The sequence below is a fragment of the Mesorhizobium sp. WSM4848 genome (genome assembly GCF_055811375.1).
Window position 1 is genome coordinate 1 of record NZ_JBVVPX010000022.1, and the last position, 24,738, is coordinate 24,738.

The following is a 24,738-nucleotide window of genomic DNA, read 5'->3' on the forward strand; positions in this document are numbered from 1 at the left end:
GTTCCTTCTCGATAGCCATGTGATGATTCTCTCCTTTCCATCATCATGGCCTCGCGCACAGAATTCCTGACAGTCCCACGCGCCGGGGATCAGCGCCGCCGAGCGCGAGCGCTACTTGGAAACGTTGCTGCCGGCCGGCTTCCCGCCATGCGCCTCCGACGAGCAACTGGCTAAGATGACCAATCCAAAACGTCTTCCCGAGTGCCCCAAGTAGCCTTCCCGCGAGCTTCCGTGATCACGCAAGTAGCCTTTATAGCAGCGCGCGAAAATTCAGATGGATCTGCTCAATCGCTACTTGCGGGAGCCATCCACAGAGGACATTCTCATCGGAGCTAGCGCTTATACACCAGCTCTAAACTCACGCGCGCAATCCAACTGAACTCCATTGGAACGTCGGAGCAATAGCTTCCGGCCGGACCTAATGCATGTCGCGCAAAAGTGTGCAGCGGTTTTGCGATAACGACATGCATAAAACACAACCTAAAGCGCGTCGCATGAGGCCGGTCAAACGCGACGCGCTTTAGCGGTGTTGGATCAGGTGAAACAGTGCATCCGCTTCCGGCAACCCTGATGCGCTCGGATACACATTAGCCATTGCTTGCCGGGAAAGACGCATGCTGTGTTAACAAGGCTTTCACGACCGATCGCAAGTCGGTAGTTGCTGCCAGGTCAGTCCCGCCGTGAAGCCTATTGGGAGCAAGTCCGGGCCAGCGATCGCCGACTCGCGCCCCAGCGACGCTGCCGCCCATAAGGGACTAAAACGAGCCGCGCGAACCATCTGGCCATTCAGGCCACCGTCAGAGGCGCATGAGCGTCGAGGACACGACGATCAACGAGTTCACTGCAGGGCCGGCAAACCAGCCCTGGTAGGAACGCGCCTGAATGACGCTTGCCATGTTGAGCGACCGCTGGAGGAAGCCGCAGCGCCTTCAAGCCCCGCCATAGCGCAGGGCATCGACGATGACCTTGAAGGCAGGCAGGTTCTGCCGCCGGCTCGGGTAATAAACGTAGTAGCCCGGGAATTTCGGGCACCAGTCATCGAGCACCTGCACGAGATTGCCAGATGCGATGTGACGCTCGACGAGGTCCTCCGGCACGAAGGCGATGCCGTACCCCTTCAAAGCCGCATCGACCATGGCGTAGGAGGCGTTGAAGGTGAGTTGCCCATCGACCCGGACGCGTAGCTCATGACCGTCCTTCTCGAACTCCCAGGCATAGAGCCCGCCGCCACGTGTCTGGCGCATGTTCATGCAGTTGTGCTGGATCAACTCCTGGGGATGCTGGGGCGCGGGATGCGCGTCGAAATAGTCGGGCGAAGCCGCAGCGACCATGCGCCAGTCTGGGCCAATGCGGACGGCAATCATGTCCTTCTCGACGCTTTCACCTAATCGAACCCCGGCGTCGAAGCCATCCTCGACGATATTGCGCAGCCCGTTGCCGATGCTGAGTTCCAGCTTGATGTCGGGATAGGCTGCGAGCGCCGGCCTGAGCTTCGGCCAGACGAGGCTGTCGAACGCGTGATCCGAAAGGGTCAGCCGGATGGTTCCGGCGGGCTTGTCGCGAAACTCCATCAGCGCGGCTATCTCCGCTTCGATTTCCGCAACACGCGGTGCAAGCGACTGCCGCAGGCGCCCGCCGGCCTCGGTCGTCGCCACGCTGCGGGTCGTGCGCATGAGCAGCCTGATGCCCATACGCGTTTCCAACCGCTTGATGGTGTGACTGAGGGTCGACTGCGTGATGCCGAGCTTTGCGGCGGCGCGCGTGAAGCTCTTTTCCTCGGCAACGGCCAGGAACCACAAGAGGTCGTTGAAGTCTTCCTTGGCCATACCGTTTCCCAAACCTATCGCTGAAGATTTATGTCTCCCATCGATCAATGCAAGCGAATTAACGCCCCTAATGCTGTTGATCGGGAGCGGCTAGCCTGCAGGTCCGACAAGCCAATAGCCAAGGCCAACAGCCAGTCGTGTTGGCTTTCCCGCGAACCAAAAAGGTGAAGGCCATGGAACTGACCATCAACGGCTCGACATTTCAGGTCGACGTCGAACCGGATACGCCGCTGCTCTGGGTACTACGTGACACGCTGGGCATGACCGGAACGAAGTATGGCTGCGGCGTCGCCCAGTGCGGCGCATGCACGGTGCTGATCGACGGACAGGCCACGCGCTCCTGCGTGACGACGGTGGACAGCCTCGTCGGAACGGCGATCACGACGATCGAGGCGATCGAGCAGGATCCCGAGGGCAGCAAGGTGGTCGAGGCCTGGGTCGCCAACCAGGTGCCGCAATGCGGCTACTGCCAGTCCGGCCAGGTGATGGCGGCGACGGCGCTGCTCAAGCAGACGCCGCAGCCGACCGAGGAGGATATCGCCGGCGCAATGGTGAACCTCTGCCGCTGCGGCACCTACAACGCGATCTCGGCTGCCGTCCGACAGGCTGCGCAGGCGTGAGGAGGAAACCATGAACGACATGTCTCCCATACGGGACCACTCCACGCGGGGCGAGGACAGGCCGCTCAACGTCTCGCGCCGTGGCTTCCTCGGCGGCGCCGCAGCGCTCGTCCTATCCGTCACGGTGCCGGTCGGACGCGCCCGGGCGCAGGCCGCAGCCACCGTGGCGCCGGGAACGCGCGTCAACGCCTTCCTGGAAATCCGCCCTGACAGCACCGTGCTGTTCCGCAGCGCCTTCATCGAAGGCGGGCAAGGCATCTTCACCGCCATGGCGCAGATCGTCGGTGAGGAGCTGGATGTCGATCCCGTCAACTTTACTGTCGAGGGAGCGCCTCCCCCCGATTATCTTCTGACCGGCGGCGGCCGCTTCACCGGCGGCAGCATGTCGGTGCGCATGAGCTACGAGACCATGCGCAAGCTTGGCGCCTCGGCACGCCAGATGCTGCTGCAGGCAGCGGCCGTGCGGCTCGGGCTGTCCATCGCGGAGCTATCCCCCGAACCGGGCCGCGTGGTCCATGCAGCGTCCGGGCGGGCGATCCCTTACGGCGAAATCGCTGATGCGGCCGCCGCTCTGTCGGTGCCGACGGATGTCGTACTGCGCGACCGTGCCGACTTCCGCTGGATCGGCAAGCCCGTTCGCCGGCTCGACGGGCGCGAGAAGTCGACGGGGCGCGCGCAGTATGCGATCGACCTCAAGGTCGACGGCATGCTTCACGCCGCCGTCCAGCACAGCCCGTGTCTCGGCGGGGAGCCGGGCGCCTTGACGAACGAGGCCGAGGTTCAGGCCATGCCCGGCGTGCACTCGATTCACCGCTTGCCTGGGGCCGTGGCGGTCGTCGCCGACAGCTGGTGGCGGGCGCGCCGCGCGGTGGAAGCCCTGCAGGTGACTTGGACGGAGCCTGCGGCCGCAACGCCTCGCGCCATGCCGGCCGGTTTCTCCTCCGAGACCCACAAGTCAATGTTGAAGTCGACACCCGGAGACGGCGTCGCTTTCGAGCAGGAGGGCGATGCCGCAGGCACCCTTGCCGGCGCAGCGCGGATTGTGGAGGCGACTTATGACGCTCCCTACCTCGTGCACGGGCAGCTCGAGCCGCCCTCGGCGATCGCGCGTTGGAATGCCGACGGGACTCTCGAGCTTTGGACCCCAAACCAGGCGCCCGAGATGTTCCAGGCCGAGGCTGCAAAGCTCGCGGGCGTCGAGCCGGGCAAGGTGATCATCCACTCACCTATGCTCGGCGGCTTCTTCGGGCGGCATTTCCTTTATCAGACGGCCAATCCGTTCCCGCAGGCGATCCTGCTGGCGAAGGCCGCAGGTCGTCCCGTCAAGCTCATCTGGAGCCGCGAGGAGGAATTCCTGCGCGACACGTTGAGACCAATGGGCGTCGCCCGTTTCCGCGTCGGTCTCGACGGCGACGGTTTGCCGGTCGCTCTGGATGCCGTTGCGGTGGGTGAAGGTCCGACAGGACGTTGGTTCGGCCGCCAGCCGGACAAGGTGGACAGCTCCGCCGTCGAAGGCATCGCGGGCAAGGTCTATGCGATTGCGAACCGGCGCGTCGGCCAGGTTCACGTCGACGACCCGGCGATCATCGGCTTCTGGCGGTCGGTTGGTCATTCGATGAACGACTTCTTCTACGAGACGTTCTTCGATGAAATGGCCGACGCAGGTCAGCAGGACCCCTATGAACTGCGGCTGCGGCTTCTCGCGGACAGCCCGCGCCACAGCAAGCTTCTGCAGGCAGTCGCCGATCTGTCCGGGAGGTGGAAGCGCGGTCCCTTTGCGGCAGAGGACGGTAGCCGCCGCGCGCGCGGCGTCGCGATGGCCTCGCCCTTCGGCAGCGAGGTGGCGACGATCGCCGAAGTCTCGCTGCGCGACGGCGAGGTCGTCGTGCACCAGGTCTGGGTGGCCATCGATCCCGGAAGCATCGTCAATCCGGCGATCATCGAGGCGCAGGTGAACTCGGCGGTCGCGCTTGGCCTGTCCTCGGCACTGCTGGAGGAAGTCGTCTATGTCGACGGCATGCCGCAGGCGCGCAATTTCGACGGCTATCCCATCCTGCCGCCAGACCGCATGCCGCGTGTGCATGTTCGCATCGTCGAAAGCGGTGCGCCGATGGGCGGCATCGGCGAGCCTGGCCTGCCCGGCGTGCCGCCGGCAGTGGTTAATGCCGCCTCGGTGCTCACGGGCCAGCGTATCCGCAGCCTGCCCCTCTCGAAGCTCGACCTGAAAGGCATGGAAGGATGAGGAATCTCATACTAGCTGCCTTGACGATGATTGCAGCACCCTGGGCAACGGATCCGTCCGTTGCCCAAGAGGCGGGTCCCGGTTCAGGAGAGCGCCTGTTCCGGCAGCGCTGCGGGGCCTGCCACCAGATCGCGACCACCCGGAACGGTGCCGGACCTCACCTGCAGGGCGTGGTCGGCCGCGCCGCCGCCAGCGTCGAAGGCTTCAACTACTCGCCCGCCCTGCGCGACTCCGGCATCACCTGGACGTCCGAGACGCTGGAAACCTACCTCGCCAATCCGACCGCCATGGTGGGCGGCACACGAATGGTTCAGCGCTTCAACAATGCCGAGGAGCGGCGCGCCATCGTCGAGTTCCTGAACAGCCCGTAGCGCGGCGCTATTTTCTCGTTCCCAATCGACGAGACGCCAATCGACGACAGCATTCCACAGGCTGCACCCGTTGCAGACATTGAGCGGGGGCGTAGCTCCGTCGCAGCGCGCCGCCCGCCGTCCCAACAATTCAATGGCAGACCATACAGGCCGAACAGCGGTGCAAAGCCATAAGCTCGCGCTTGCGACATATCACCTCTCGAAAAGCCGCGGCTGCATGCTAAGAGACTCAGAACAGCAAACGGACTGAACTGAGGAGGCGGCCGGCATGACAGGCGAAAACAAGAAAGCAGCCCGGTCGGACCTCGACGAAGCCGCCCTCTATTTCCACAAGCACCCACGCCCTGGAAAGCTTGAAATCCAGGCGACAAAGCCGCTTGGCAACCAGCGCGACCTGGCGCTTGCCTATTCGCCCGGCGTCGCGGCGCCCTGTCTGGAAATCCGCGACAATCCGGCGGCCGCCGCCGACTACACGGCGCGCGCCAATCTGGTTGGCGTCGTCTCCAATGGTACGGCGGTGCTCGGCCTCGGCAATATCGGCCCGTTGGCCTCCAAGCCGGTGATGGAAGGCAAGGCGGTGCTGTTCAAGAAATTCGCCGGCATCGACGTCTTCGACATCGAGATCGACGCGCCTGACATCGAGCGGATGGTCGAGACGATCTCGGCGCTGGAGCCGACCTTCGGCGGCATCAACCTGGAGGACATCAAGGCGCCCGAATGCTTTGAGGTCGAGGAACGGCTGAAGGCCCGCATGGCCATACCGGTCTTCCACGACGACCAGCACGGCACTGCGATCATCGTCGCCGCCGCGGTGCTCAACGGGCTGGAATTTGCCGGCAAGACGATCTCCGACATCAAGATCGTCACCTCCGGCGCCGGGGCAGCCGCCCTCGCCTGCCTCAACTTGCTGGTTTTGCTCGGCGCGCGCATCGAAAACATCTGGGTCACCGACCGTTTCGGCGTCGCCTACAAGGGCCGCGTCGACGAGATGGATCGCTGGAAGGACCCCTATGTGAAGGACACCGAGGCGCGCACGCTGGCCGATGTGCTGCCGGGCGCCGACGTGTTCCTGGGTCTTTCGGCCGCCGGCGTGCTGAAACCGGAATTGCTCCAGCACATGGCGCCAAAACCACTGATCCTGGCGCTGGCCAACCCCAACCCCGAGATCATGCCGGAAGCGGCACGGGCGGCGCGACCCGACGCGATGATCTGCACCGGCCGTTCCGATTTTCCCAACCAGGTCAACAACGTACTCTGCTTTCCTTACATTTTCCGTGGCGCGCTGGACTGCGGCGCCAGCGCCATCAACGAAGAGATGAAGATGGCTGCAGTGCGGGCGATCGCAGCCCTGGCCCGCGAGGAACCGTCTGATGTCGCCGCCCGCGCCTATTCCGGCGAAACGCCGATCTTCGGGCCCGATTTCCTGATCCCCTCGCCCTTCGACCCCAGGCTGATCCTGCGCATCGCGCCGGCGGTGGCCAAGGCCGCCTGCGACACCGGCGTCGCGACACGGCCGATTACCGATTTTGCCGCTTATATCGACACGCTCAACCGCTTCGTCTTCCGCTCCGGCCTGGTCATGAAGCCGGTGTTCACGATGGCCAAGACGTCGAGCGCCAAGCGCGTCATCTATGCCGACGGCGAGGACGAGCGCGTGCTGCGCGCCGCCCAGGTGGTGCTGGAGGAAGGCATCGCCGAGCCGATCCTGATCGGCCGCCCGCATGTCATCGAAGTCAGGCTGAAACGCTACGGGCTGCGCATCAAGCCGGGCGTCGATTTCGGCCTGATCAATCCCGAGGACGATCCGCGCTATCGCCACTATGTCGACCTTTTGATCGAGCTCGCCGGCCGGCGTGGCGTCACGACGGAGGCCGCGCGCACCATGGTGCGCACCGACAACACGGTGATCGCCGCACTTGCCCTCAAGCGTGGCGACGCCGACGCCATGGTCTGCGGCCTGGAAGGACGGTTCGAGCGGCATTTGCGCAATGTCACCCTGATCATCGGCCCGCGCGCCGGCATCAAGGATCACGACCTGTCGACGCTTTCCATGCTGATCTCGCAGCGCGGCATCATTTTCCTCACCGACACCCATGTCACCGTCGATCCGACCGCCGAGGAGATCGCCGAGATGACGGTGCTGGCTGCCGAAGAAATCCAGCGCTTCGGCATCGAGCCCAAGGCCGCCCTGCTGTCGCATTCGGATTTCGGCTCACGCGACTCGCCAAGCGCGCTCAAGATGCGGCAGGCAGCGGCGATCCTGGCGCGCATCGCGCCAGACCTGCAATGCGACGGCGAGATGCATGCCGACTCGGCTCTGTCGGAGCCGCTGCGCCAGCGGGTTTATCCGCATTCGCGGCTGAAGGGCGAAGCCAATCTGCTGGTCTTCCCCAATCTCGATTCGGCAAACATCACGCTCACCGCGCTGCGCGCGATGATGGACGCGCTGCATGTCGGGCCGATCCTGCTCGGCACCGACAGACCGGCGCATATATTGACGCCGTCGGTGACATCGCGCGGCGTCGTCAACATGACGGCGCTCGCGGTGGTCGAAGCAGCCCATAAGGCGCAGGCGGTCGTAACTCTGGGCGAAACCGGCCTTTCGCGGTAAGCTACATGAACAGTTAACCGCGGACGCGGTAACCTTCGCAACGGATGAGGCAAGCGGAGTTCCGGATGGGCGGGAGGTGGAAGCTGACGCATGCCGCCGCATCAACTGTCGAAGTCGGCGCGGCCCCTCATCGCCCTGCCGGGCCCCCGTATGGTGACGGGGAGAAGGCGGCTGGCCGCAACGCAGATGCCCTTCTTGCAGCGCTGGCGATTAGCCAAACCGTCGATGACAGCGCCCCTCTCCCCGTCACTATACGGGGTGAGGATGCCGGCAGGCAGGTGAGGGGCAGCGCCAACGCCCGGGGCTTGAAACCGCCGAAGCTGACGCGCGCCGCAGCGCTGCTCGGTGCCCTGGCGTTGTCAGGCTTTGCCGCCACCGAACTGCAGGCCGCCTCCGATGTTTGCCGGCAGCTGGAAGCCGATCTCGCGACCGCTTCGCGCGGTGGCGGCACCAAGCCGGCCCTGCTCAGGAAATATGATGATGCAATCGTGCGGCAGCGCCAGCAGATTTCAAAGGCCGTCAGCCAATCCAGCCGCGCCGGCTGCGGCTTTTCGCTGTCGCGCCGCAACGCCAGCGCATGCGCCACACTCGACGCCACCATCGGTCGCATGGCAGCCAATCTCGACGGCTTGCAAGCCAAGCGCGCTGAACTCGCCGGCGGCGGTGCCCGCCGCGATCGCGCACGCATACTGGCCTCGCTCGACGCCAGTGGCTGCCGCGATGATGCGGCGCCGCCAAAGCCGGCAACGAGCCGCGACGCCAGCCGTGGAACCGGCGACCGAAACTTGCTCGACCAGCTTTTGGGCAGCGACGCAATTGAACCCGGCGTGCCCGACCGGCCTGAAGAGCCCAATCAAGCCGTGGGCCCGCGCGACATCCGCAACATGCTCGATAATGCCGACGACATGGGCCAGCCGCACGGCGAATTCCGCACCATGTGCGTGCGCACCTGCGACGGCTATTTCTTCCCGATGTCGAACGCCGCCTCGCTGGGCGATTTCGAGCGCGACCAGAAGAACTGCGATTCGAGTTGCCCCGGCACCGAGATGCAGGTGTTTTATTCGCGCGGCTTTGGCGACGACTCGGCTGGCATGACGTCTTCGGTAACCGGCAGGCCCTACAGCGAACTGCCGACCGCCTATCTCTACAAGCGGCCCGCGCGTCCGCCGGCCTGCGGCTGCAACGCCGCGCGAAATTTCGAGATCATCGCCGGCAACCCGCCAAGCCCGGAACAGGCTGACCCCGCCGACCCCGAGAGTTTGGCCAATGTCGAAGGCCGGCTCGATCGCGAAGCCATCGAGCGCCTCGCCGAAAAACCCTCGCCGACGACATTGCCGCCGCCGGAACAGCGCAAGGTCAGGGTCGTCGGGCCACCGTTCCTTCCCGACCCAGCAGCGGCAACAGATCTGCAAGCTCCGGCCCCGAGGGCTGGCCCGTAAGCGCCAACCTGAGCGGCGTGAACAGCGCTTTGCCCTTGCGGCCGGTTGCTTCCCTGATCCTGCCGGTCCACTCCTTCCAGACCGATCCGTTCCAGGGGTCTTCCGGCAAAAGGTCGAACGCCTGGCGAAGGAACTCGCGGTCGGCGTCGGAAAAGTCCGGCTGCTCCTGCGGGCCGTCGCGAAGCGTGCGCCACCAGATCGCTGCATCGGCCAGCCTGTCGAGGTTGCCGCGCACCGCCAGCCAGAAGGGCTCAGCCTGTTCGCCGGAAATGCCGAGCACGATCAGCCGGTCGCGCGCCTCGGAAAACGGCATGTGGTGCAGCAGCGTGCGATTGAGCACGAAGAGCTCGTCCGGATCGAATTTGGCGGCGGATTTCGATGTCGCCGCCGGATCGAAGCGCTCGGCAAGCTCAGCCATCGTCTGCACGGCGACGACGTTTTCCGAGGTGCCGACGAGCACCGCCAGCGAGGCGACGGCCATCGGCTCGATGCCGGTTTCGCGCAGGCTTTCGATGGACAGCGCCCCGCTCCGCTTCGACAGGCCCTCGCCCGACGCGGTGGTCAACAGATTGTGGTGGCCGAACACCGGCGGCTCGGCACCCAGCGCCTCGAACAAGGCTAACTGCACGCCGGTATTGGTGACGTGGTCGTCGCCGCGGATGACATGGCTGATCCCCATCTCGATGTCGTCGACCACCGAAGGCAGAGTATAGAGATAGGTGCCGTCCTCGCGCATGAGAACCGGGTCGGAAAGCGAGGCAAGGTCGACGGTTTCCTCGCCGCGCACCAGATCGTTCCAGTGGATTTCGGTGCGCTCCGGCTGCAACGGGTCGCTGGTGAAATTGGGCAGGAGAAAGCGCCAATGCGGGCGGCGGCCATCGGCCTGGTATTCGGCGACCTGCTCAGCCGTCAGCGTCAGCGCCTCCCGGCCGTAGACCGGCGGCAGGCCGCGCGTGCGGCGCACCTTCCGCCTGAGATCGAGTTCTTCCGGTGTTTCGTAGCAAGCATAGAGAAGGCGCGCCGCCTTCAATTTCTCCACCGCCGCATCGTAGATCTCGAAGCGCCGTGACTGGTATTCCGTCGCGTCGGGAAAGATGCCCAGCCAATGCAGGTCGTAGAGGATGGCGTCGGAGAATTCCTGCGTCGAGCGCGCGACGTCGGTGTCGTCAAAGCGCTGGATGAAGCGGCCCTTGTTGTTCATGGCGAACAGCCAGTTGAACAGCGCAGTGCGCGCATTGCCGATATGAATGCGGCCGGTGGGTGATGGGGCGAAACGGACGGTAACTGTCATGAACGGGGCGTACCGGATGGTTTTGCTGTTGACAAGAGACGCCCCCGCGCTTGGCCGCAGAGATAGAACATGACGAAGGCGATGAAAAGGCGGCAGCGCCGCGCGTCGCTCTAACAAACGCACGCGGCGCCAAGTCGTCAGATCGCCAGCCCCTTGGTCAATTCGAGCGCCTGGCGCTCGAACAGCCGGCGGTAGATGCCGCCTTGCAGCCGGATCAGCTGATCATGCGAGCCCTCCTCGACGATGCGGCCGCGATCGAACACCAGAAGCCTGTCCAGCGCCCGTACCGTCGAAAGCCGGTGCGCGATGACCAGGGTCGTGCGGCCGACCATCAACCGCTCCATCGCCTGCTGAATCAGCACCTCCGATTCCGAATCGAGGCTCGATGTCGCCTCGTCCAGAATGAGGATCCGCGCATCGGCAAGGAAAGCCCTCGCGATCGCCACCCGCTGGCGCTCGCCGCCCGATAGTTTCACGCCGCGCTCGCCGACCAGCGTGCCATAGCCTTTCGGCAGATCGACGATGAAGTCGTGCGCGCTTGCCAGCCGTGCGGCATGCTCGATCTCGGCCTGCGTCGCGCTCGGCCGGCCATAGGCGATGTTTTCGGCCAGCGACCGGTGGAACAGGATCGGCTCCTGCTGGACGATGGCGATCTGCCCGCGCAGCGATGCCTGCGCCACCACGGAGATATCCTGGCCGTCGATCAGGATGGTTCCCGCATTCACGTCGTAAAGCCGCTGGATCAGCTTGACGAAGGTCGTCTTGCCCGAACCCGAATGGCCGACCAGCCCGACGCGCTCCCCCGGCGCGATGTCCACCGAAAAGCCGCGATACAGTGGCAGTCGGTGGCTGCCGTAATGGAAGGTGACGTTGTCGAAGCTGATGCGGCCGTCGGTGATGCGGATCGGCCTGGCGCCGGGCACGTCCTCGATGCCGAGCGGCTCGGACTGGAAGTCGACCAGTTCCTCCATGTCGTTGATAGAGCGCTGCAAATTGCGGATGTGCGTGCCGATATCGCGCAAATAGCCTTGCAGCACGAAGAACGAGGTCAGCACGAAGGTGACGTCGCCGGCGCTCGCCTGCCCCCAAGACCACAAAAGCAACGAAAATCCGATCACCGCTGTTCGCAGAAGCAGCAGCATCGAGCCTTGCGTGGTGCCGTTGATGGTGCCGCGCACCCAGGTGCGGCGCGTGCGGGCGCGCCATCTGGCGACGACTTTGGCAAGGCGCGTTTCCTCGCGTTCCTCGGCGCCAAAGCCCTTGACCACAGCGTTGCAGCTCACCGCATCGGCCAGCGATCCGCCCAGGCGCGTGTCCCATGCATTGGCAAGCCTTGCCGCGGGCGCGACATAGCCAAGCGACAGCAGCGCCGTCACCGCGATGAACAGCACCGAGCCTGCGGCGACGACAGCACCCATCAGCGGCCAGAACCAGCCGAGCAGCAGCGTCGAGCCGACGAGCATGACGACAGACGGCAGCAGCGCGATCAGGATCGTGTCGTTGAGCAGGTCGAGCGCCCACATGCCACGGGTTATCTTGCGCACGGTCGATCCGGCGAAGCTGTTGGCGTGCCAGTCGGTGGAGAAGCGCTGGACCCGGTGGAAGGCGTCGGCGGCGATATCCGCCATCATCTTCAGAGTCAGTTCGACGATGGCCATGAAGGCGAGGTTGCGCAGCACGACGCCGGTGAGCGCCAGCGCCACCAGCATCGAAAACGCCGTCATCGCCGCATTCCAGGCAACCTCGTCGGCCGCAGCACTGCTGGCGACGGCGTCGACCAGCCGGCCGGAATAGAGCGGCGTCAGCACGTCGGCCAAGGTCGACAGCAGGAATGTGCCCATGATGAGCGAAAGCCGCCACGGCTGGCGCCGCCAATGACTGAGCGTGAAGCCAAGGACGCTGCGAAAGGCGCCGGCGCGCAAATCGATCTGAAAACGAGCCATGATGTCATTCGGGCGCAAACGAGCCCGGTCCCGGTAAGGTCGAAATTGAGAAAACCGCGTTGGGCGCGTGAGTGCCCAGGAATGCGAAAGGTTCGGCATATTTGGCGGCTCGCCCCGAATACGGGCGGCTACCGGCATCGACGAATGCCTGTCGTCAGATTGCCTGGCCCATGAAGGTGAAAACCTTCCGGCGCGCCCTCTGAGACCTAGGCTTCGCGGCCTCGCAAAACGATGTCAAATCCTGGCATTCGGTCCTCCCATTAGAGCGACGTGCGTCCATACGGACGCACAAAGTACGCTCTAACTTCTTGAATCTGCGCATCGTGCTTTGAAAATCGATTCCGATATTCAGGCCGATGCGTAGGATCGCGGAAAGGCGTTTATAGAGATGTGTCAACGTGTCGCCAAGCCAGCAAGTTGCCGAAAGCGCATCTGGCCCAACTGGTGAGGCGATTTTGCAACAATCGCGGGTTGTGCACTCCCTCGCGGCAACCATTTCACAGGAGCAAAAACGGCGATCTACCCGCCATCCCTGAACCGGTTGGTGATGGGATAACGGCGGTCGCGGCCGAAATTCTTTTTGGTGATCTTGACGCCCGGCGCTGCCTGCCGGCGCTTGTATTCGGCGATGTAGAGCAGATGCTCGACGCGCGTCACCGTTGCCCGGTCGTGGCCGCGGGCGACGATCTCGTCGACACCCATCTCGTTCTCGACCAGACACTCCAATATGTCGTCCAGCACCGGATAGGGCGGCAGCGAATCCTGATCCGTCTGGTTCTCGCGCAGTTCCGCCGACGGCGCCTTGTCGATGATGTTGTTCGGGATCACCTCGCCGGAAGGGCCCAGCGCACCAGGCGGCATATGCGTATTGCGCCAGCGCGCCAGCTCATAGACCTGCATCTTGTAGAGGTCTTTTATCGGGTTGAAGCCGCCATTCATGTCGCCGTAGAGCGTGGCGTAGCCGACCGACATCTCGCTCTTGTTGCCGGTGGTCACCACCATCGAGCCGAACTTGTTGGAGATCGCCATCAAAATGGTGCCGCGCGCGCGGCTCTGCAGGTTTTCCTCGGTGATGCCTTGCTTGGTGCCCTCGAAAAGCTGCGTCAGCGTATGCAGGAATCCCTCGACCGGCTCGAAGATCGGCACGATGTCGTAGCGGCAGCCGAGCGCACGGGCGCAATCCTCGGCATCCCTAAGCGAGTCCTTCGAGGTGTAGCGGTAGGGCATCATCACGGCGCGCAGCCGCTCCTCGCCGAGCGCATCGACGGCAAGCGCTGCGCAGATCGCCGAATCGATGCCGCCGGAAAGACCGAGCACGACATTCCTGAAACCGTTCTTGTTGACGTAGTCGCGCAGGCCCAGCATGCAGGCGCGATAATCGGCCTCCTCCTTTTCCGGGATTTTCGACATCGGCCCTTCGGAGCAGACCCAGCCCTCGGAATTATTTCCATTTTGCGCGCCTGCGGCGACGCGGTTGCGCTTCCAGGTGGTGACGTTGACCGTTTGCTCGAACTGGCTCATCTGGAAGGCCAGCGTCTTGTCGGAACCTATGGCAAACGACGCGCCGTCGAAGATCAACTCGTCCTGGCCGCCAAGCTGGTTGGCGTAGACGATCGGCAAGCCGCATTCGATGACCTGGCGAATGACAATTTGGTGGCGAACATCGACCTTGCCGCGATAATAGGGCGAGCCGTTCGGCACCAGCAGGATTTCAGCACCGCTTTCGGCCAGCGTCTCGCAGACGCTGACATCGCCCCAGATGTCTTCGCAGATCGGAATTCCCAGCCGCACGCCGCGAAAATTGACCGGCCCCTGGATTTCAGGGCCGGCCTGGAAGACGCGCTTCTCGTCGAATTCGCCGTAGTTCGGCAAATCGAGCTTGTAGCGCTCGGCAAGGATCTTGCCGCCGTCGGCAAAGATGATCGAATTGTGCGTGCCGCTCTTGCGCTTCAGCGGCGTGCCGATGATGACGCCGGGCCCGCCATCGGCAGTGTCGCCAGCGAAATCCTGCGCCGCCCGCTCGCAGGCCTTCAGGAACGCCGGCTTCAGCACCAGATCTTCGGGCGGATAACCGGCGAGGAAAAGCTCGGTGAACAGCACGAGGTCGGCGCCTTGTCGGGCGGCATCCGCCCTCGCCTCGCGCGCCTTGGCGAGATTGCCGGCGACATCGCCAACCGTTGGATTGAGCTGGGCGACGGCGATGCGCAATATGTCGGAAGCGGTGTTGTCGGTCATGCCTGCTGACTTAGCGCGACAGAATTCGCCGGGCAATGGCGTTTGCTTGGACCACCCCGGACCGAATGTCCTATGTCATTTGTGTCAGACGGATCGGACCGCCGGATACCGATCGCGTCCTATTCGCCCATATATTCGCGCAGAGCCTGCGGCGAGTGGTTCTCGCCGATCGACATCGCCAGGATGCGCGAAATATGCCGGCGCGGCAGCCAGGTATCCGCCGCCCAGGCATTGATCTGGTTCTGGATCTTGTCGAGATCCCGCTTCGATGTCGGGTGTTCGGCGATGTCCAGGCCGGCGTCGCGCAGTGCCGCCGCCATGTCGCCTGAGATGATGAAGGCGTCCCACTCCAGCCACCTCAAGAAATACTGGCCGGTGTTGCCGCCGAGCCGGCTGCCATGCTTGCCGAGATAGGCCATCAGTCCAACCTGGTCGTCTTCTGGCCAGTCGGCGAGGAACCTGCCAAAGCCGCCATGCTCCTTCGACACACGCTCGACGAAAGCCGCGTTTTCGCGAACCGACTTGATCTTCTGCGGATTGCGCACGATGCGCTCGTCGGCTGTCAGCTCGTGCCAGAAATCGTCAGGCTGGAACAACAGCCGCTTCGGCTCGAAGCCGAGAAACGCTTGTTCGAAACCCGGCCATTTCTGTTCGATGACGCGCCAGACGAAGCCAGCGGCAAAAACACGCTCGGCCATCGTCGACAGGATGCGGTCATCGGGAATTTCAGCCACCGCGGCATTGTCGGGCATCGGCCCCAGCAGCGACGTCAGCACCGCTTCCCCGCCCTTGCGTTTGGCCGCGCGGGCGCGGATTTTCTGAAAATCCATCATTGTTTCCTGACCCTGTCGCGTCAATCTACCACTTCCCGCGCGAACCGACAGCCTTTAGGTCTATCACCTCTACGTCTATCGCTGACGACGGAGGCGACAATGAACAAGACGATCGAAGATCTGGCAAAGCGCTGGCTGAAGCGAAGGCCAGATGGCCTGAGCCAGGTCGAGAGCCAGGTGCTGCAAAGCACGCTCGAACGCACCACGATCGCGAAGGACACCAACAAGGCCGTCGCATTTCACCAGACGTTTGGCGACCGCCTCGCCGATTCCATCGCCCGGATCGGCGGCTCGTGGTCCTTCATCCTGGTCTTCATCGCCTTCCTGATCCTGTGGACGTCAGGCAATGCCTGGCTTTTGTCGCGCGACTCCTTTGATCCCTATCCCTTCATCTTCCTCAATCTTATCCTCTCGATGGTCGCTGCGCTGCAGGCGCCGGTGATCATGATGGCGCAGAACCGCCAGGCCGAGCGCGATCGCATCGACGCCGCCCACGACTACGAGGTCAATCTCAAGGCCGAGATCGAGATCATGGCGCTGCATGAGAAGCTGGACGAACTGCGCCACAGCCAGATCGTTGGCATGCGCGACGAGATCGCGCAGCTGGCCGAGCAGGTGAAGCGGATCGACGAGATCCTGTCGAAGCAGCGGACGCCTTCATGACGGATGCCATCCATAATCTCATCGAGCAATATGGGCTGATTGCCGTCTTTCTGGGCTGTGTCGCCGAGGGCGAAAGTGCCGCCCTCCTCGGCGGGTTTTTCGCGCATCAACATGTTTTCGTCCTGTGGCAGGCGTTTCTGGCGGCCGCCATCGGCGCCTTTGCCGGCGATAGCTTTTTCTTTATCCTCGGACGAAGCTTCGCCGACCATCCGTTCGTGGTCAAACTGAAGGGCCGGCCGGGTTTCAGCCACGCCTCTCGTCTTGTCTCCACCCATCCCGACATTTTCGTGCTGTCGAACCGTTTCATTTACGGCCTGCGCCTGGTCGGCGGCATCGCGGCCGGATTGTCGGGCATTGCCGTGACGCGCTTTGTCATTCTCAACGCCATTTCATCCATAGTCTGGGCCGGATTGTTCACCACCATCGGCTATGTGTTCGGGCTGGGCGCGGAGCGCATCGTCGGCCAGGCGTTGGCCCGTCACGAGCGATTGCTGATCGCCCTGGCGATTGGATTGGGCGTGGCCGTCCTTGCCTGGTTCATCGCTCATCACGTTGCCAAAACGGAGCGTAGCAAGGAGACGTGAGGATCAGTCGATGCCGAGCGCCCGGTCGCCGCGATCAAGGATCAGCGGAATGATCAGGTCTTCCTCATCGGCAAGGTGCCGGGTCAGCATGGCGATCAGCCGGCTGTTCTCGTCGGCATAGGCATCGGCGGCAAAGCGCTGCTTGTCCTCGCTGTCCTGAAGCGTGCGGATGAAGGCGTTTGCGGCCTCGGCATTGCGCTCCAACCCTTCATGGATCGTATGATGATCGGCATCGAGAATCTCGAAACCGCGTTTCAGCCGGGTCTCCGCCTTGGCGAAGACCGGGAAATAATGATTGTCCTCGACGTTATGGTGACCGTCGAGATGACCGAGAAAATGGTTGAGGCGCGGCGCGAACCAGCGCGCAAAGTCCGGCGCCGTGAGCCTGCCCTCGCGATAGTCGCTGATACCGTTGGTCAGCATGCCGCCAAGCTCGCGGAACATGTCGTGCCGCTGCAGCCACATAGTGGCCATGCCATGGATGTTGGTGTGGCCCTGCCAGACCTCGCGCGGATATTTCTCAGTCAGCCAGCGCAGATCGTCCGGCAGGCCTGTGCGTTCGAGCAGCAGGGAATCGGCGGCCATGTCGGTCTCCTCAGACCATGATCCCGGAAAGTGGATACCGGGTTTCGGAGCAGATCATGGGATCAGGTTGTGTTGACCGGCATGTAGGGATTTGATGGCTAGATCGGTAGCCCCAAGATTCGCTCGATGATGGCGATGCCCCAGACGCCGGCAACGATCACCACCGAAATCAGCACCGCCAGCGAACCGCAGTCTTTGGCGAGCTGGATATCGACGTTGAACTCCCGGCTGAACGCATCGCATGCAGCCTCGATGCCGGTGTTCAGCACTTCGACCATGATCAGCAGCAGCACCGCGCCGATCAACAGCGCGTAGCCGCGCCACGACACCGAAACAAACCAGCCGAGCGGCAACGCCAGCACGAGCAGCATCAGCTCCTGCTGGAAGGCTTTTTCGCTGGAAGCCAATTTGCGAAATGCCCGCACTGAATTGAAGAAAGCATCGATCAGCCGCTGCATGCCAAACCTTTCCGAGTCACCGGCAGGGGATAGCGCAATGGCCGGATCAAGGGAATAAGGCGATCTCTGCAAAAATCATTCGTCGGCAACCTCGTCACTCATCCGCGACCTTGATCGACGGCGTCGACTTCTCGAACTGCGGCAGCCCGTCGTCGATCGTGTAGTAGTCGCCCTTGTCGCCGACGAAGATGTGGCATTGGCTCTGAAGTCCGGCGGGCTTGTCGAACAGTCCGGCCAGAACCGAGACATATTCATCATCCTGCGGCTTCCAGAACAGCAACGAGCCGCATGTCTTGCAGAAACCGCGCCTGGCAAACGAAGATGCTTCGTACCAGGTGATGCTTTCCGCGCCCATAATCGTGATGTCTGCGTTGGCAACATTGGTTGCAGGTAAAAATGCCCGCTCTGCTTCCGGCACTGCGAGCAATGGCAGTAGATGACGCCGCGCAAGGCCCCTCGCGTCTTGAACCGCACAGCCCCGCACAGGCATGATCCAGTATGCGTGTCGTCCATCTCGCCTCCAACGCAGTCGTCATCCTCGGCATCCCCTGCCAGGATTCCAGTTTTGCAGCGGCTGCGCCCAAGCAAATGCGACATTCGATGGGTGTGTTCCGCATAGCACGGTTTGGACAAAGCAGCGGGCCGGCGCCAGCAGCCTCTCGACGGCGCACCAGATTGTTGAAGCCGAAATCTTTCCATATGAACTTTTATAGGCTATATTTTCCACAGAAAGGAGAAGCTGCCGACAATGCAACCCGATCTCGCCGCCAACACGGCCGAAAATGCAGTCCTGACCAAGGCGACGCTGCGCGCCGCCGACCTGCTGGACGTTACCGCCAGGATGCTGGCCTCGATCATCGGGGTTTCGGAAGCCACGGTTTCGCGCATGCGCAGGCAGGAATTCCTGCTGGAGCGTGGAACCAAGCCGTTCGAGCTTGCCGTGCTGTTCGTCCGCCTGTTCCGCTCGCTCGACGCCATTGTCGGCGGCGACGAGACCGTCGCCCGGGCATGGCTGAAGAACGCCAACGCCGCCTTCGATGGCACCCCGCTCGAAAAAATCGTGACAATATCAGGGCTTGTCGATGTCATCGCCTATCTGGACTCCCGACGCGCTCTCGTCTGAAGCCGCCACGCGAGACGGCAAGTATGGACTCGACGGCAAATACTGGCGCATGGTCGAGGCGCAGCACCGCGTCTCGACATTGAAAGTCGTTGACACGCTCGACGAGCAGGCCGTCCTCGAAGACCTGATCGAGGAAACCAAGCCGCAAATCCCCTTGGAATGCCGGCATCTGCATTATCTCCTGGCAACGCCCTTCCGCTACGGCTCGATCTACCCGCGCGGTTCGCGCTTCCGCCGCGCCGGCAGGACCAAGGGCGTCTACTACGCGGCGGAAACCATGATGACCGCAGTTTCCGAAATGGCCTTCTACCGCCTGCTGTTCTTCGCGGAATCGCCGGCTACGCCGTGGCCACGCGACGCCGCCGAATACACCGCCTTCGCCGCCGCGATACGCAGCACAAAAATGATCGACCTGACGCGGCCGCCGCTCGACCGCGACGCGGCGGCGTGGACGCACCCGACCGACTACGCGGCCTGCCAGAATATTGCCGATGTCGCGCGCGAAGCCGGGCTGGAGGCGATCCGCTATCGCTCCGTGCGCGACCCGAAAGGCGCTAACGTGGCGCTGCTGGCATGCAGCGGCTTTGCCAAGCCGAAACCGCTGGAACCGCATACCTGGCGCATCCGGCTGGGCGCCTTCGGCGTGCAGGCGATCTGCGAGTTCCCGCAAAAGCGGATCGAGTTTTCCAGGACGGCATTTGCCGCCGATCCCCGACTAAACGGACTGCGCTGGGAGCGCGGGCGCTGACTGGATCCTAGTGAAAATCCGACGCTAAACTACCGCTTGGGGTGGGATGCGACTATGGTCAAATGGAACGATGCGCCAGGAGCGACCATGGCGTCAGCGCGCAAGACCCCTCTTCACGCGCCCCGGCATACTGCACGACGGCATGAGGATAGATGGCACTAGCCGTCAAGTTTTCGGAGGAAATCGACTATTCGAGACGCGGCTTCGTCGGGCTGTTCCAGGGGCAGGAGATGCGCCGCCCCGGGGACATTGACGAGCGTCGCCCGGTCGCCGAGCTCCTTCTGAAGCTGCTCGCCGTTTTCAGGGGGCGCGATCTGATCCTCCGCTCCCTGCAGGATCAGATATTTGGTCTCTCCCGAAGGCGCCCACCAAGCGTCGAGCGGAGTGCTTTCCGCAGCCGCCTTTTCGATAGCCGCCGCTCCAGGATCGAGAGAAGGCTTGAAAAGCTTCCAGACGCGGGCGGAATCCGCAGGATTGGAAACCAGCAACGGGAAGACCGCCAAGATGTCGGCGTCGGTGGATGCCGGGTTGAAGATAATCCCCAAGGCTTTGGCCGCGGGCGGTGCGGGTTGGACCTTCCCACCCGCTGCCAACAAGATAACGCTGCGCGTCAATTCGGGGTGAGACGCGGCCAGCATGCGCGCAACGCGATTGCCGAAGTCGTTGCCAGCCACGTGCACCGGCCCAAGGTTGAGAGCCTTGATCACGCCTGCGACGTCGTCCGCCATCGTCTGAAGCGTGACGCCCTCGCTTGGACCCGTGCTCTTGCCCGAACCCCGGAAGTTGATGCCGACAACACGATAGTCGGCCTTCGCGAGAGCATCCGCCAGGCCATCCAGGTAGCCCACGGTCAGGGTTCCGCCCGGCAGCAGGACTATGGGTTCGCCTTCTCCCCGGCTGAAGTACTCGATCTTGGAGTCCGTCAGCTCGATGAGGCCAGTTTCGATAGTCTGCGCGTGGACAGACGTTGCATACACCGGCAGCGCCAGCCAGGCGATGAACAGGGCGAGCTTTGCCAAATGCCTTGTCGGGTTCATGTCAGCACACTCCCGTACAGTTTGGGGAACGCTATCTTCAACAGCCAGCGCCATCACTGAACCAACTCGATCTCGGTCGGTCGCCATTCCTTGGTGAAGAACGGCTCAAGCGGGCTGTAGAGGCGCAGCAGTGTAAACCAGCCTTTCTTCGGGTCGGTCTGGATCCAGTTGCCCCGAGCGACGCCGTCGGGCTGGGTCGGGCCGAAGTAGATTGTCGTGGAGCCGTCCGCCGCTGCCTCTGCTGCGGGCGATGGATAGCTCTGGCTGCCGGCGCGCGGGTAGCCTTGCGGCGTGTCGAGCATCGAGCGAGTCATGTTGTCGTAGAGCGTGAACGACCAGAAGTTTGCTTCCGGAATGTCCTTCGGCAACGTCACCTTGTAGGTCTTGGCGCCGTCAAAGTAGTTCTTGTCGGCATCCGTGAACGCAAACAGATATTGCGATCCGATACCGGTCAGGCGCATAGCCATGCCGGGCGTGATGCCGGTGATGCCGTAAAAGAAGTTGGTCCGCGCATCCATGGTGCGGTAGCCGGTGGCCGGATAGGGCTTGACACCCTCGGACGTTATTTCAGGGATCGGCGTCTCGAACTCGTAACCGGTCTGGAACAGGTAATTCATCCAGGATGAGTCGGGATAGTAGAACCAGCTCGGATCGCGCGAACTCATGAAGAGGGTGCGCGAGGTAGCGTTCGCCAGCGTCAGCGCCTCGGTCATGATCTTCTTCATCCGCTCGTCGGGCGCGAAGGGCTTGCCCTTGACGACGCCGATCGCTGCGATCGGGCCCATCAGCTCAGGATCGAGCGAGGTCGCCGGTTCATTCTGCACGACCTCGTTGAGCATCTCGTAGAAGCTCCAGTCGTTGGGCGGAAGGGTGTTCATGACCTTGCCGCTTCCGTTGTGAAACACCGTCGGCGGCGGCGGGGCAATCTTGCCGAGCTTGATCTTGCCGGCCAGAAAGTCGGCGACCGGCGTGCCGACACCGCCGACTTCGTAAGGATAGACCTTGGTGAACTTCTTGATCACTTCGACCGCTGGCTTGGGGTCGTTATTTTCCAGGAACGACCGGCCGAACCACACGATAGAATTGGTGCGCGCATGCGCGACAAAGAACCCGCCTTGCGGTAGTGGTCCGGTGAAGTCCGGCCCCACAATCAGATACTTGCCGCCTTCCCCGCGATCAGGCCCAGGCCCGCCGAGGTCGATGACCCAGCGGAACCAGGCGTCCTGCACAGCGCCGAGAAACTTGGGCGGAGTCTCCAGCACCACCGGCCCCTTGCTGAGATCGAGGGTGCCCATCACGTAGATCGTGTCGGCGTTCGCGGTCAGGAACAGCGACTTGGCATCCATCAACTCTTCGAAAACGATGACCTCGTTGTCCTTGACGCCAACGCTTTCCAGACCCTTGCGGAAGCCCTGTATGCTGACGCCACGCAGGTTGTCCATGAACGCGCGATAGGCGTAGGTAAAGTCGAGGTTGTCGTAGAGTTTTTCGGCCGTTTCCTTGCTCGGCACGCCGTCCTTGAAGTCGAGCGTACCGAGAGTCGACTCGACCTTATCGGGGGTGACCAGCGATGGAGGGATGGCCGTCTGGGCAGTCGCCACAATCGTGCCGGCCAGGAAACTGGATGCCGCAAGAAACGTCAGCAGTCGGGTGTGTCCAGAGAATTTCATGGCCGTTCCTCCTCGGGGGGGTACAGCCTTACGCTGCGGCATATGCGAACTGCCTACAAGGTAAATTACGGTAGGCTACGGCTTTAAGAGAGTTACGCTCGCAGCGGATTGAATCCGGAGCCGCGTCCGACGCCTGCCATCTCTCGATATCGGCGAATGTCTACATTGGGTCATCTGTGCGATTCGTCCTTGGCTGACGAACTTCCGCTCTCGTGAAAACAACGTTGAGCCACTATTCAACCGGCGGGTGCGTAGCGCAGCAGCGTCACGCCTTGGGTTAGGCTTTCCTTACCAAGCGGCTTCAAGGTCAGCAACAGGCCGGACTGGAAGTACGGCTTGCCGCCGCCAAGCACGACCGGGTGGATGTAGAGCCTGTACTCGTCGATCAGACCGGAGTGGGCAAGATGCGCGGCAAGATCGGCGCCGGCAACGGTAATCTGGCCATCCGCTTCCGACTTGAGAGATCTCACCACATTCCCGACATCGCCGTTCAGCAGCCGGGCATTGGGTCCGACTTCCCGAAGCGTCGTCGAAAACACGATCTTTGGGGTCTCGCGCCAGGAGCGGGCAAAATCCAGCTCGATTTCGGCGCCGTTCTCTCGGTCCGGACTGTCCCAGAAGCGCATCATCTCGTACATCCGGCGTCCACAGAGTGCGATCGAGGTCTGCCTCATCATGTCGTTGAAATGCCGGTGCAGTTCCCCTTCGGGTACCGGCAAGGCAATGTCTCCGTCCGGCCCGGCGATATAGCCGTCCAGGGACATCAGCATGGCATAGACGATCCTGGCCATCGGCGCCTCCGTTTATGGCCTAGCACCAAGGTGCATAACCGATTGCATTTCGCAATCAGTCTATCGCAAGATGCGTGGAATGCAATGCGTGATCAAGAACCACCGGATTTCTCCGGTGCTTCTTTATCGTGAAATTCCGATGGCGGACTGAAATCAGCCGTTGACGGCCTGCTTGTGCTGGACCGGGTGGCTTTTCTTGAGCAGGTCCGAGACCAGGAACGCCAGTTCGATCGCCTGGTCGGCGTTGAGGCGCGGGTCGCAATGGGTATGGTAGCGATCCTGCAATTCCTCGGCGGTGATGGCGCGGGCGCCACCGGTGCATTCGGTGACGTTCTTGCCGGTCATCTCGATATGGATGCCGCCCGGATGCGTGCCTTCGGCGCGATGCACCTCGAAGAAGCTCTGCACTTCCTTCAAAATGCGGTCGAACGGCCGTGTCTTGTAGCCGGCGGCCTCGATCGTGTTGCCATGCATCGGATCCGACGACCACACCACGCTGCGGCCTTCCTTCTGCACCGCGCGGACCAGCTTCGGCAGATGCTCGGCAACCTTGTCGGAACCGAAGCGGGCGATCAGCGTCAGCCGGCCGGGCTCGTTCTCCGGATTGAGCAGGTCGATGAGCTGCAGCAGGCCGTCCGGCGTCAGCGAGGGGCCGCATTTCAGGCCGAGCGGGTTCTTGATGCCACGGCAGTATTCGACATGGGCATGGTCGGGCTGGCGGGTGCGATCGCCGATCCAGATCATATGGCCTGAGGTGGCGTACCAATCGCCTGACATCGAATCGATCCGGGTCAGCGCCTCCTCATAGCCGAGCAGCAGCGCCTCGTGGCTGGTGTAAAAATCGGTCTCGCGCAGCGCGTAATTGGTCTCCGAGGTGATGCCGACAGCCTTCATGAAGTCCATCGTCTCGGTGATGCGGTTGGCGAGCGACTCGTATTTCTCGCCCTGCGGACTGTCGGACACGAAGCCCAGCATCCATTGATGCACGTTCTCCAGGCTGGCGTAGCCGCCCTGCGCAAATGCGCGCAACAGGTTGAGCGTCGCCGCCGACTGGCGGTAGGCCATCTCCTGGCGTGCGGGATCGGGAATGCGCGACTTGGCGTCGAACTCGATGCCGTTGATGATGTCGCCGCGATAGCTGGGCAGGGTCACGCCGCCCTTGGTCTCGTTGTCGGACGAGCGCGGCTTGGCGAACTGGCCGGCAACACGGCCGACCTTCACCACCGGCTGCGCGCCGGCGAAGGTCAGCACCACGGACATCTGCAGGAAGACGCGGAAGAAGTCGCGGATGTTGTCCGCGCCATGCTCGGCGAAACTCTCGGCGCAGTCGCCGCCCTGCAGAAGGAATGCGTCACCGGCAGCAACGGTCGCAAGCTGCTTCTTCAGCTTGCGTGCCTCACCTGCAAAAACCAGCGGTGGAAAGGTGGCGAGCTGGGCTTCCGTGTTCTTCAGCGCGGCAAGATCCGGATAGGCAGGAACCTGCTGGATCGGCTTTGCTCTCCACGAATTCGGCGACCATTTCGTCATCGTTGCACCCAAAATTCTTTCCAGCGGCTGCTGTCGCCCGCCATTTCGCCCCCAATATGGGGATCGCGGCTCCATACACGAAGCCGATTTCCTATTCTAGACCGGAATTTCGGTGGTGGCGAATGGCGCAAGCTCGCGTTT

At 62.8% G+C, this 24,738-nt stretch carries 20 protein-coding genes and 1 pseudogene; 9 read left to right on the forward strand and 12 right to left on the reverse strand.

The genetic code is table 11. The features are described from left to right. Nucleotides 1-929 precede the first annotated feature (929 nt). A complete protein-coding gene (locus AC0L16_RS19895; RefSeq protein WP_473622718.1) occupies nt 930-1,826 on the reverse strand; it encodes a LysR family transcriptional regulator in 897 nt (298 codons plus the stop codon). A 173-nt stretch (nt 1,827-1,999) separates the two neighbouring features. Here AC0L16_RS19895 and AC0L16_RS19900 point away from each other — a divergent pair, with 173 nt between their 5' ends. From AC0L16_RS19900 to AC0L16_RS19920, 5 genes are all read left to right on the forward strand, one after another. Continuing rightward, nucleotides 2,000-2,446 (forward strand): (2Fe-2S)-binding protein, encoded by a 447-nt coding sequence (locus tag AC0L16_RS19900; RefSeq protein WP_473622719.1) that lies wholly within the window; start codon nt 2,000-2,002, stop codon nt 2,444-2,446. A 10-nt stretch (nt 2,447-2,456) separates the two neighbouring features. Beyond that, nucleotides 2,457-4,688, forward strand: coding sequence for a xanthine dehydrogenase family protein molybdopterin-binding subunit (locus AC0L16_RS19905; RefSeq protein WP_473622720.1), 2,232 nt, complete (start codon nt 2,457-2,459; stop codon nt 4,686-4,688). Then, on the forward strand, nt 4,685-5,059 hold the full coding sequence (locus AC0L16_RS19910; protein WP_473622722.1) for a c-type cytochrome: 375 nt from the start codon (nt 4,685-4,687) through the stop codon (nt 5,057-5,059). Before AC0L16_RS19905 ends, AC0L16_RS19910 begins: the two co-directional genes overlap by 4 nt. 268 nt (nt 5,060-5,327) lie before the next feature. Next, the gene (locus AC0L16_RS19915) at nt 5,328-7,670 is read left to right on the forward strand and encodes an NADP-dependent malic enzyme (RefSeq protein WP_473622723.1); all 2,343 of its coding nucleotides are present in this window, start codon (nt 5,328-5,330) and stop codon (nt 7,668-7,670) included. Nucleotides 7,671-7,735: 65 nt separating this feature from the next. Further along, nucleotides 7,736-9,109: a DUF2865 domain-containing protein gene (locus AC0L16_RS19920; RefSeq protein ID WP_473622724.1), complete on the forward strand. Its 1,374-nt coding sequence runs from the start codon at nt 7,736-7,738 to the stop codon at nt 9,107-9,109. On the opposite strand, the gene gltX is transcribed toward AC0L16_RS19920, so the two are convergent. The 4 genes from gltX to AC0L16_RS19940 form a co-directional block, all read right to left on the reverse strand. Then, nucleotides 9,027-10,400, reverse strand: a complete 1,374-nt coding sequence (gene gltX, locus AC0L16_RS19925; protein WP_473622726.1) for a glutamate--tRNA ligase — start codon at nt 10,398-10,400, stop codon at nt 9,027-9,029. The two genes, AC0L16_RS19920 and gltX, sit on opposite strands and share 83 nt — an antisense overlap. 137 nt (nt 10,401-10,537) lie before the next feature. Next, a complete protein-coding gene (locus tag AC0L16_RS19930; protein WP_473622727.1) occupies nt 10,538-12,343 on the reverse strand; it encodes an ABC transporter ATP-binding protein in 1,806 nt (601 codons plus the stop codon). Between the two features lie 519 nt (nt 12,344-12,862). After that, nucleotides 12,863-14,578 (reverse strand): NAD+ synthase, encoded by a 1,716-nt coding sequence (locus tag AC0L16_RS19935; protein WP_473622728.1) that lies wholly within the window; start codon nt 14,576-14,578, stop codon nt 12,863-12,865. Between the two features lie 119 nt (nt 14,579-14,697). Beyond that, the gene (locus tag AC0L16_RS19940; RefSeq protein WP_473622730.1) at nt 14,698-15,411 is read right to left on the reverse strand and encodes a DNA-3-methyladenine glycosylase I; all 714 of its coding nucleotides are present in this window, start codon (nt 15,409-15,411) and stop codon (nt 14,698-14,700) included. Nucleotides 15,412-15,510: 99 nt separating this feature from the next. Here AC0L16_RS19940 and AC0L16_RS19945 point away from each other — a divergent pair, with 99 nt between their 5' ends. Both AC0L16_RS19945 and AC0L16_RS19950 read left to right on the forward strand, forming a co-directional pair. Next, a complete protein-coding gene (locus tag AC0L16_RS19945) occupies nt 15,511-16,074 on the forward strand; it encodes a DUF1003 domain-containing protein (RefSeq protein WP_473622731.1) in 564 nt (187 codons plus the stop codon). Beyond that, nucleotides 16,071-16,658, forward strand: a complete 588-nt coding sequence (locus AC0L16_RS19950) for a DedA family protein (protein WP_473622732.1) — start codon at nt 16,071-16,073, stop codon at nt 16,656-16,658. The genes AC0L16_RS19945 and AC0L16_RS19950 overlap by 4 nt, the downstream gene beginning before the upstream one ends. 3 nt (nt 16,659-16,661) lie before the next feature. On the opposite strand, the gene AC0L16_RS19955 is transcribed toward AC0L16_RS19950, so the two are convergent. From AC0L16_RS19955 to AC0L16_RS19965, 3 genes and pseudogenes are all read right to left on the reverse strand, one after another. Continuing rightward, complete coding sequence (locus AC0L16_RS19955; RefSeq protein WP_473622734.1) at nt 16,662-17,243, reverse strand: hemerythrin domain-containing protein; 582 nt, start codon at nt 17,241-17,243, stop codon at nt 16,662-16,664. A gap of 98 nt (nt 17,244-17,341) precedes the next feature. Then, nucleotides 17,342-17,701: a diacylglycerol kinase gene (locus AC0L16_RS19960; protein ID WP_029352991.1), complete on the reverse strand. Its 360-nt coding sequence runs from the start codon at nt 17,699-17,701 to the stop codon at nt 17,342-17,344. A gap of 94 nt (nt 17,702-17,795) precedes the next feature. Beyond that, a pseudogene (locus AC0L16_RS19965) lies at nt 17,796-18,214 on the reverse strand (GFA family protein). Between the two features lie 235 nt (nt 18,215-18,449). Here AC0L16_RS19965 and AC0L16_RS19970 point away from each other — a divergent pair. After that, the gene (locus tag AC0L16_RS19970; RefSeq protein ID WP_473622735.1) at nt 18,450-18,824 is read left to right on the forward strand and encodes an antitoxin Xre/MbcA/ParS toxin-binding domain-containing protein; all 375 of its coding nucleotides are present in this window, start codon (nt 18,450-18,452) and stop codon (nt 18,822-18,824) included. Continuing rightward, nucleotides 18,784-19,572 carry an RES family NAD+ phosphorylase gene (locus AC0L16_RS19975; protein ID WP_473622737.1) on the forward strand — a complete coding sequence of 263 codons (789 nt, stop codon included), beginning with the start codon at nt 18,784-18,786 and terminating at the stop codon, nt 19,570-19,572. The genes AC0L16_RS19970 and AC0L16_RS19975 overlap by 41 nt, the downstream gene beginning before the upstream one ends. A 158-nt stretch (nt 19,573-19,730) precedes the next feature. On the opposite strand, the gene AC0L16_RS19980 is transcribed toward AC0L16_RS19975, so the two are convergent. From AC0L16_RS19980 to AC0L16_RS19995, 4 genes are all read right to left on the reverse strand, one after another. Beyond that, nucleotides 19,731-20,609: an alpha/beta fold hydrolase gene (locus AC0L16_RS19980; protein WP_473622738.1), complete on the reverse strand. Its 879-nt coding sequence runs from the start codon at nt 20,607-20,609 to the stop codon at nt 19,731-19,733. 53 nt (nt 20,610-20,662) lie between these two features. Continuing rightward, nucleotides 20,663-22,279, reverse strand: a complete 1,617-nt coding sequence (locus AC0L16_RS19985) for a DUF1254 domain-containing protein (RefSeq protein WP_473622739.1) — start codon at nt 22,277-22,279, stop codon at nt 20,663-20,665. 236 nt (nt 22,280-22,515) lie between these two features. Next, nucleotides 22,516-23,070 (reverse strand): dihydrofolate reductase family protein, encoded by a 555-nt coding sequence (locus AC0L16_RS19990; RefSeq protein ID WP_473622741.1) that lies wholly within the window; start codon nt 23,068-23,070, stop codon nt 22,516-22,518. Nucleotides 23,071-23,223: 153 nt separating this feature from the next. After that, complete coding sequence (locus AC0L16_RS19995; RefSeq protein ID WP_473622743.1) at nt 23,224-24,597, reverse strand: class II 3-deoxy-7-phosphoheptulonate synthase; 1,374 nt, start codon at nt 24,595-24,597, stop codon at nt 23,224-23,226. Nucleotides 24,598-24,738 lie beyond the last annotated feature (141 nt).

Excerpts from the sequence above, each read along its gene's own strand:
- AC0L16_RS19930 (WP_473622727.1), bottom strand. The coding sequence starts at position 12,343 with ATGGCTCGTTTTCAGATCGATTTGCGCGCCGGCGCCTTTCGCAGCGTC.
- AC0L16_RS19905 (WP_473622720.1), top strand. The coding sequence starts at position 2,457 with ATGAACGACATGTCTCCCATACGGGACCACTCCACGCGGGGCGAGGAC.
- AC0L16_RS19920 (WP_473622724.1), top strand. The coding sequence starts at position 7,736 with ATGGGCGGGAGGTGGAAGCTGACGCATGCCGCCGCATCAACTGTCGAA.
- AC0L16_RS19910 (WP_473622722.1), top strand. The coding sequence starts at position 4,685 with ATGAGGAATCTCATACTAGCTGCCTTGACGATGATTGCAGCACCCTGG.
- AC0L16_RS19955 (WP_473622734.1), bottom strand. The coding sequence starts at position 17,243 with ATGGCCGCCGATTCCCTGCTGCTCGAACGCACAGGCCTGCCGGACGAT.
- AC0L16_RS19990 (WP_473622741.1), bottom strand. The coding sequence starts at position 23,070 with ATGGCCAGGATCGTCTATGCCATGCTGATGTCCCTGGACGGCTATATC.
- AC0L16_RS19980 (WP_473622738.1), bottom strand. The coding sequence starts at position 20,609 with ATGAACCCGACAAGGCATTTGGCAAAGCTCGCCCTGTTCATCGCCTGG.
- AC0L16_RS19945 (WP_473622731.1), top strand. The coding sequence starts at position 15,511 with ATGAACAAGACGATCGAAGATCTGGCAAAGCGCTGGCTGAAGCGAAGG.
- AC0L16_RS19950 (WP_473622732.1), top strand. The coding sequence starts at position 16,071 with ATGACGGATGCCATCCATAATCTCATCGAGCAATATGGGCTGATTGCC.
- AC0L16_RS19935 (WP_473622728.1), bottom strand. The coding sequence starts at position 14,578 with ATGACCGACAACACCGCTTCCGACATATTGCGCATCGCCGTCGCCCAG.
- AC0L16_RS19940 (WP_473622730.1), bottom strand. The coding sequence starts at position 15,411 with ATGATGGATTTTCAGAAAATCCGCGCCCGCGCGGCCAAACGCAAGGGC.
- AC0L16_RS19995 (WP_473622743.1), bottom strand. The coding sequence starts at position 24,597 with ATGACGAAATGGTCGCCGAATTCGTGGAGAGCAAAGCCGATCCAGCAG.
- AC0L16_RS19985 (WP_473622739.1), bottom strand. The coding sequence starts at position 22,279 with ATGAAATTCTCTGGACACACCCGACTGCTGACGTTTCTTGCGGCATCC.
- gltX (WP_473622726.1), bottom strand. The coding sequence starts at position 10,400 with ATGACAGTTACCGTCCGTTTCGCCCCATCACCCACCGGCCGCATTCAT.
- AC0L16_RS19960 (WP_029352991.1), bottom strand. The coding sequence starts at position 17,701 with ATGCAGCGGCTGATCGATGCTTTCTTCAATTCAGTGCGGGCATTTCGC.
- AC0L16_RS19975 (WP_473622737.1), top strand. The coding sequence starts at position 18,784 with ATGTCATCGCCTATCTGGACTCCCGACGCGCTCTCGTCTGAAGCCGCC.
- AC0L16_RS19915 (WP_473622723.1), top strand. The coding sequence starts at position 5,328 with ATGACAGGCGAAAACAAGAAAGCAGCCCGGTCGGACCTCGACGAAGCC.
- AC0L16_RS19895 (WP_473622718.1), bottom strand. The coding sequence starts at position 1,826 with ATGGCCAAGGAAGACTTCAACGACCTCTTGTGGTTCCTGGCCGTTGCC.
- AC0L16_RS19970 (WP_473622735.1), top strand. The coding sequence starts at position 18,450 with ATGCAACCCGATCTCGCCGCCAACACGGCCGAAAATGCAGTCCTGACC.
- AC0L16_RS19900 (WP_473622719.1), top strand. The coding sequence starts at position 2,000 with ATGGAACTGACCATCAACGGCTCGACATTTCAGGTCGACGTCGAACCG.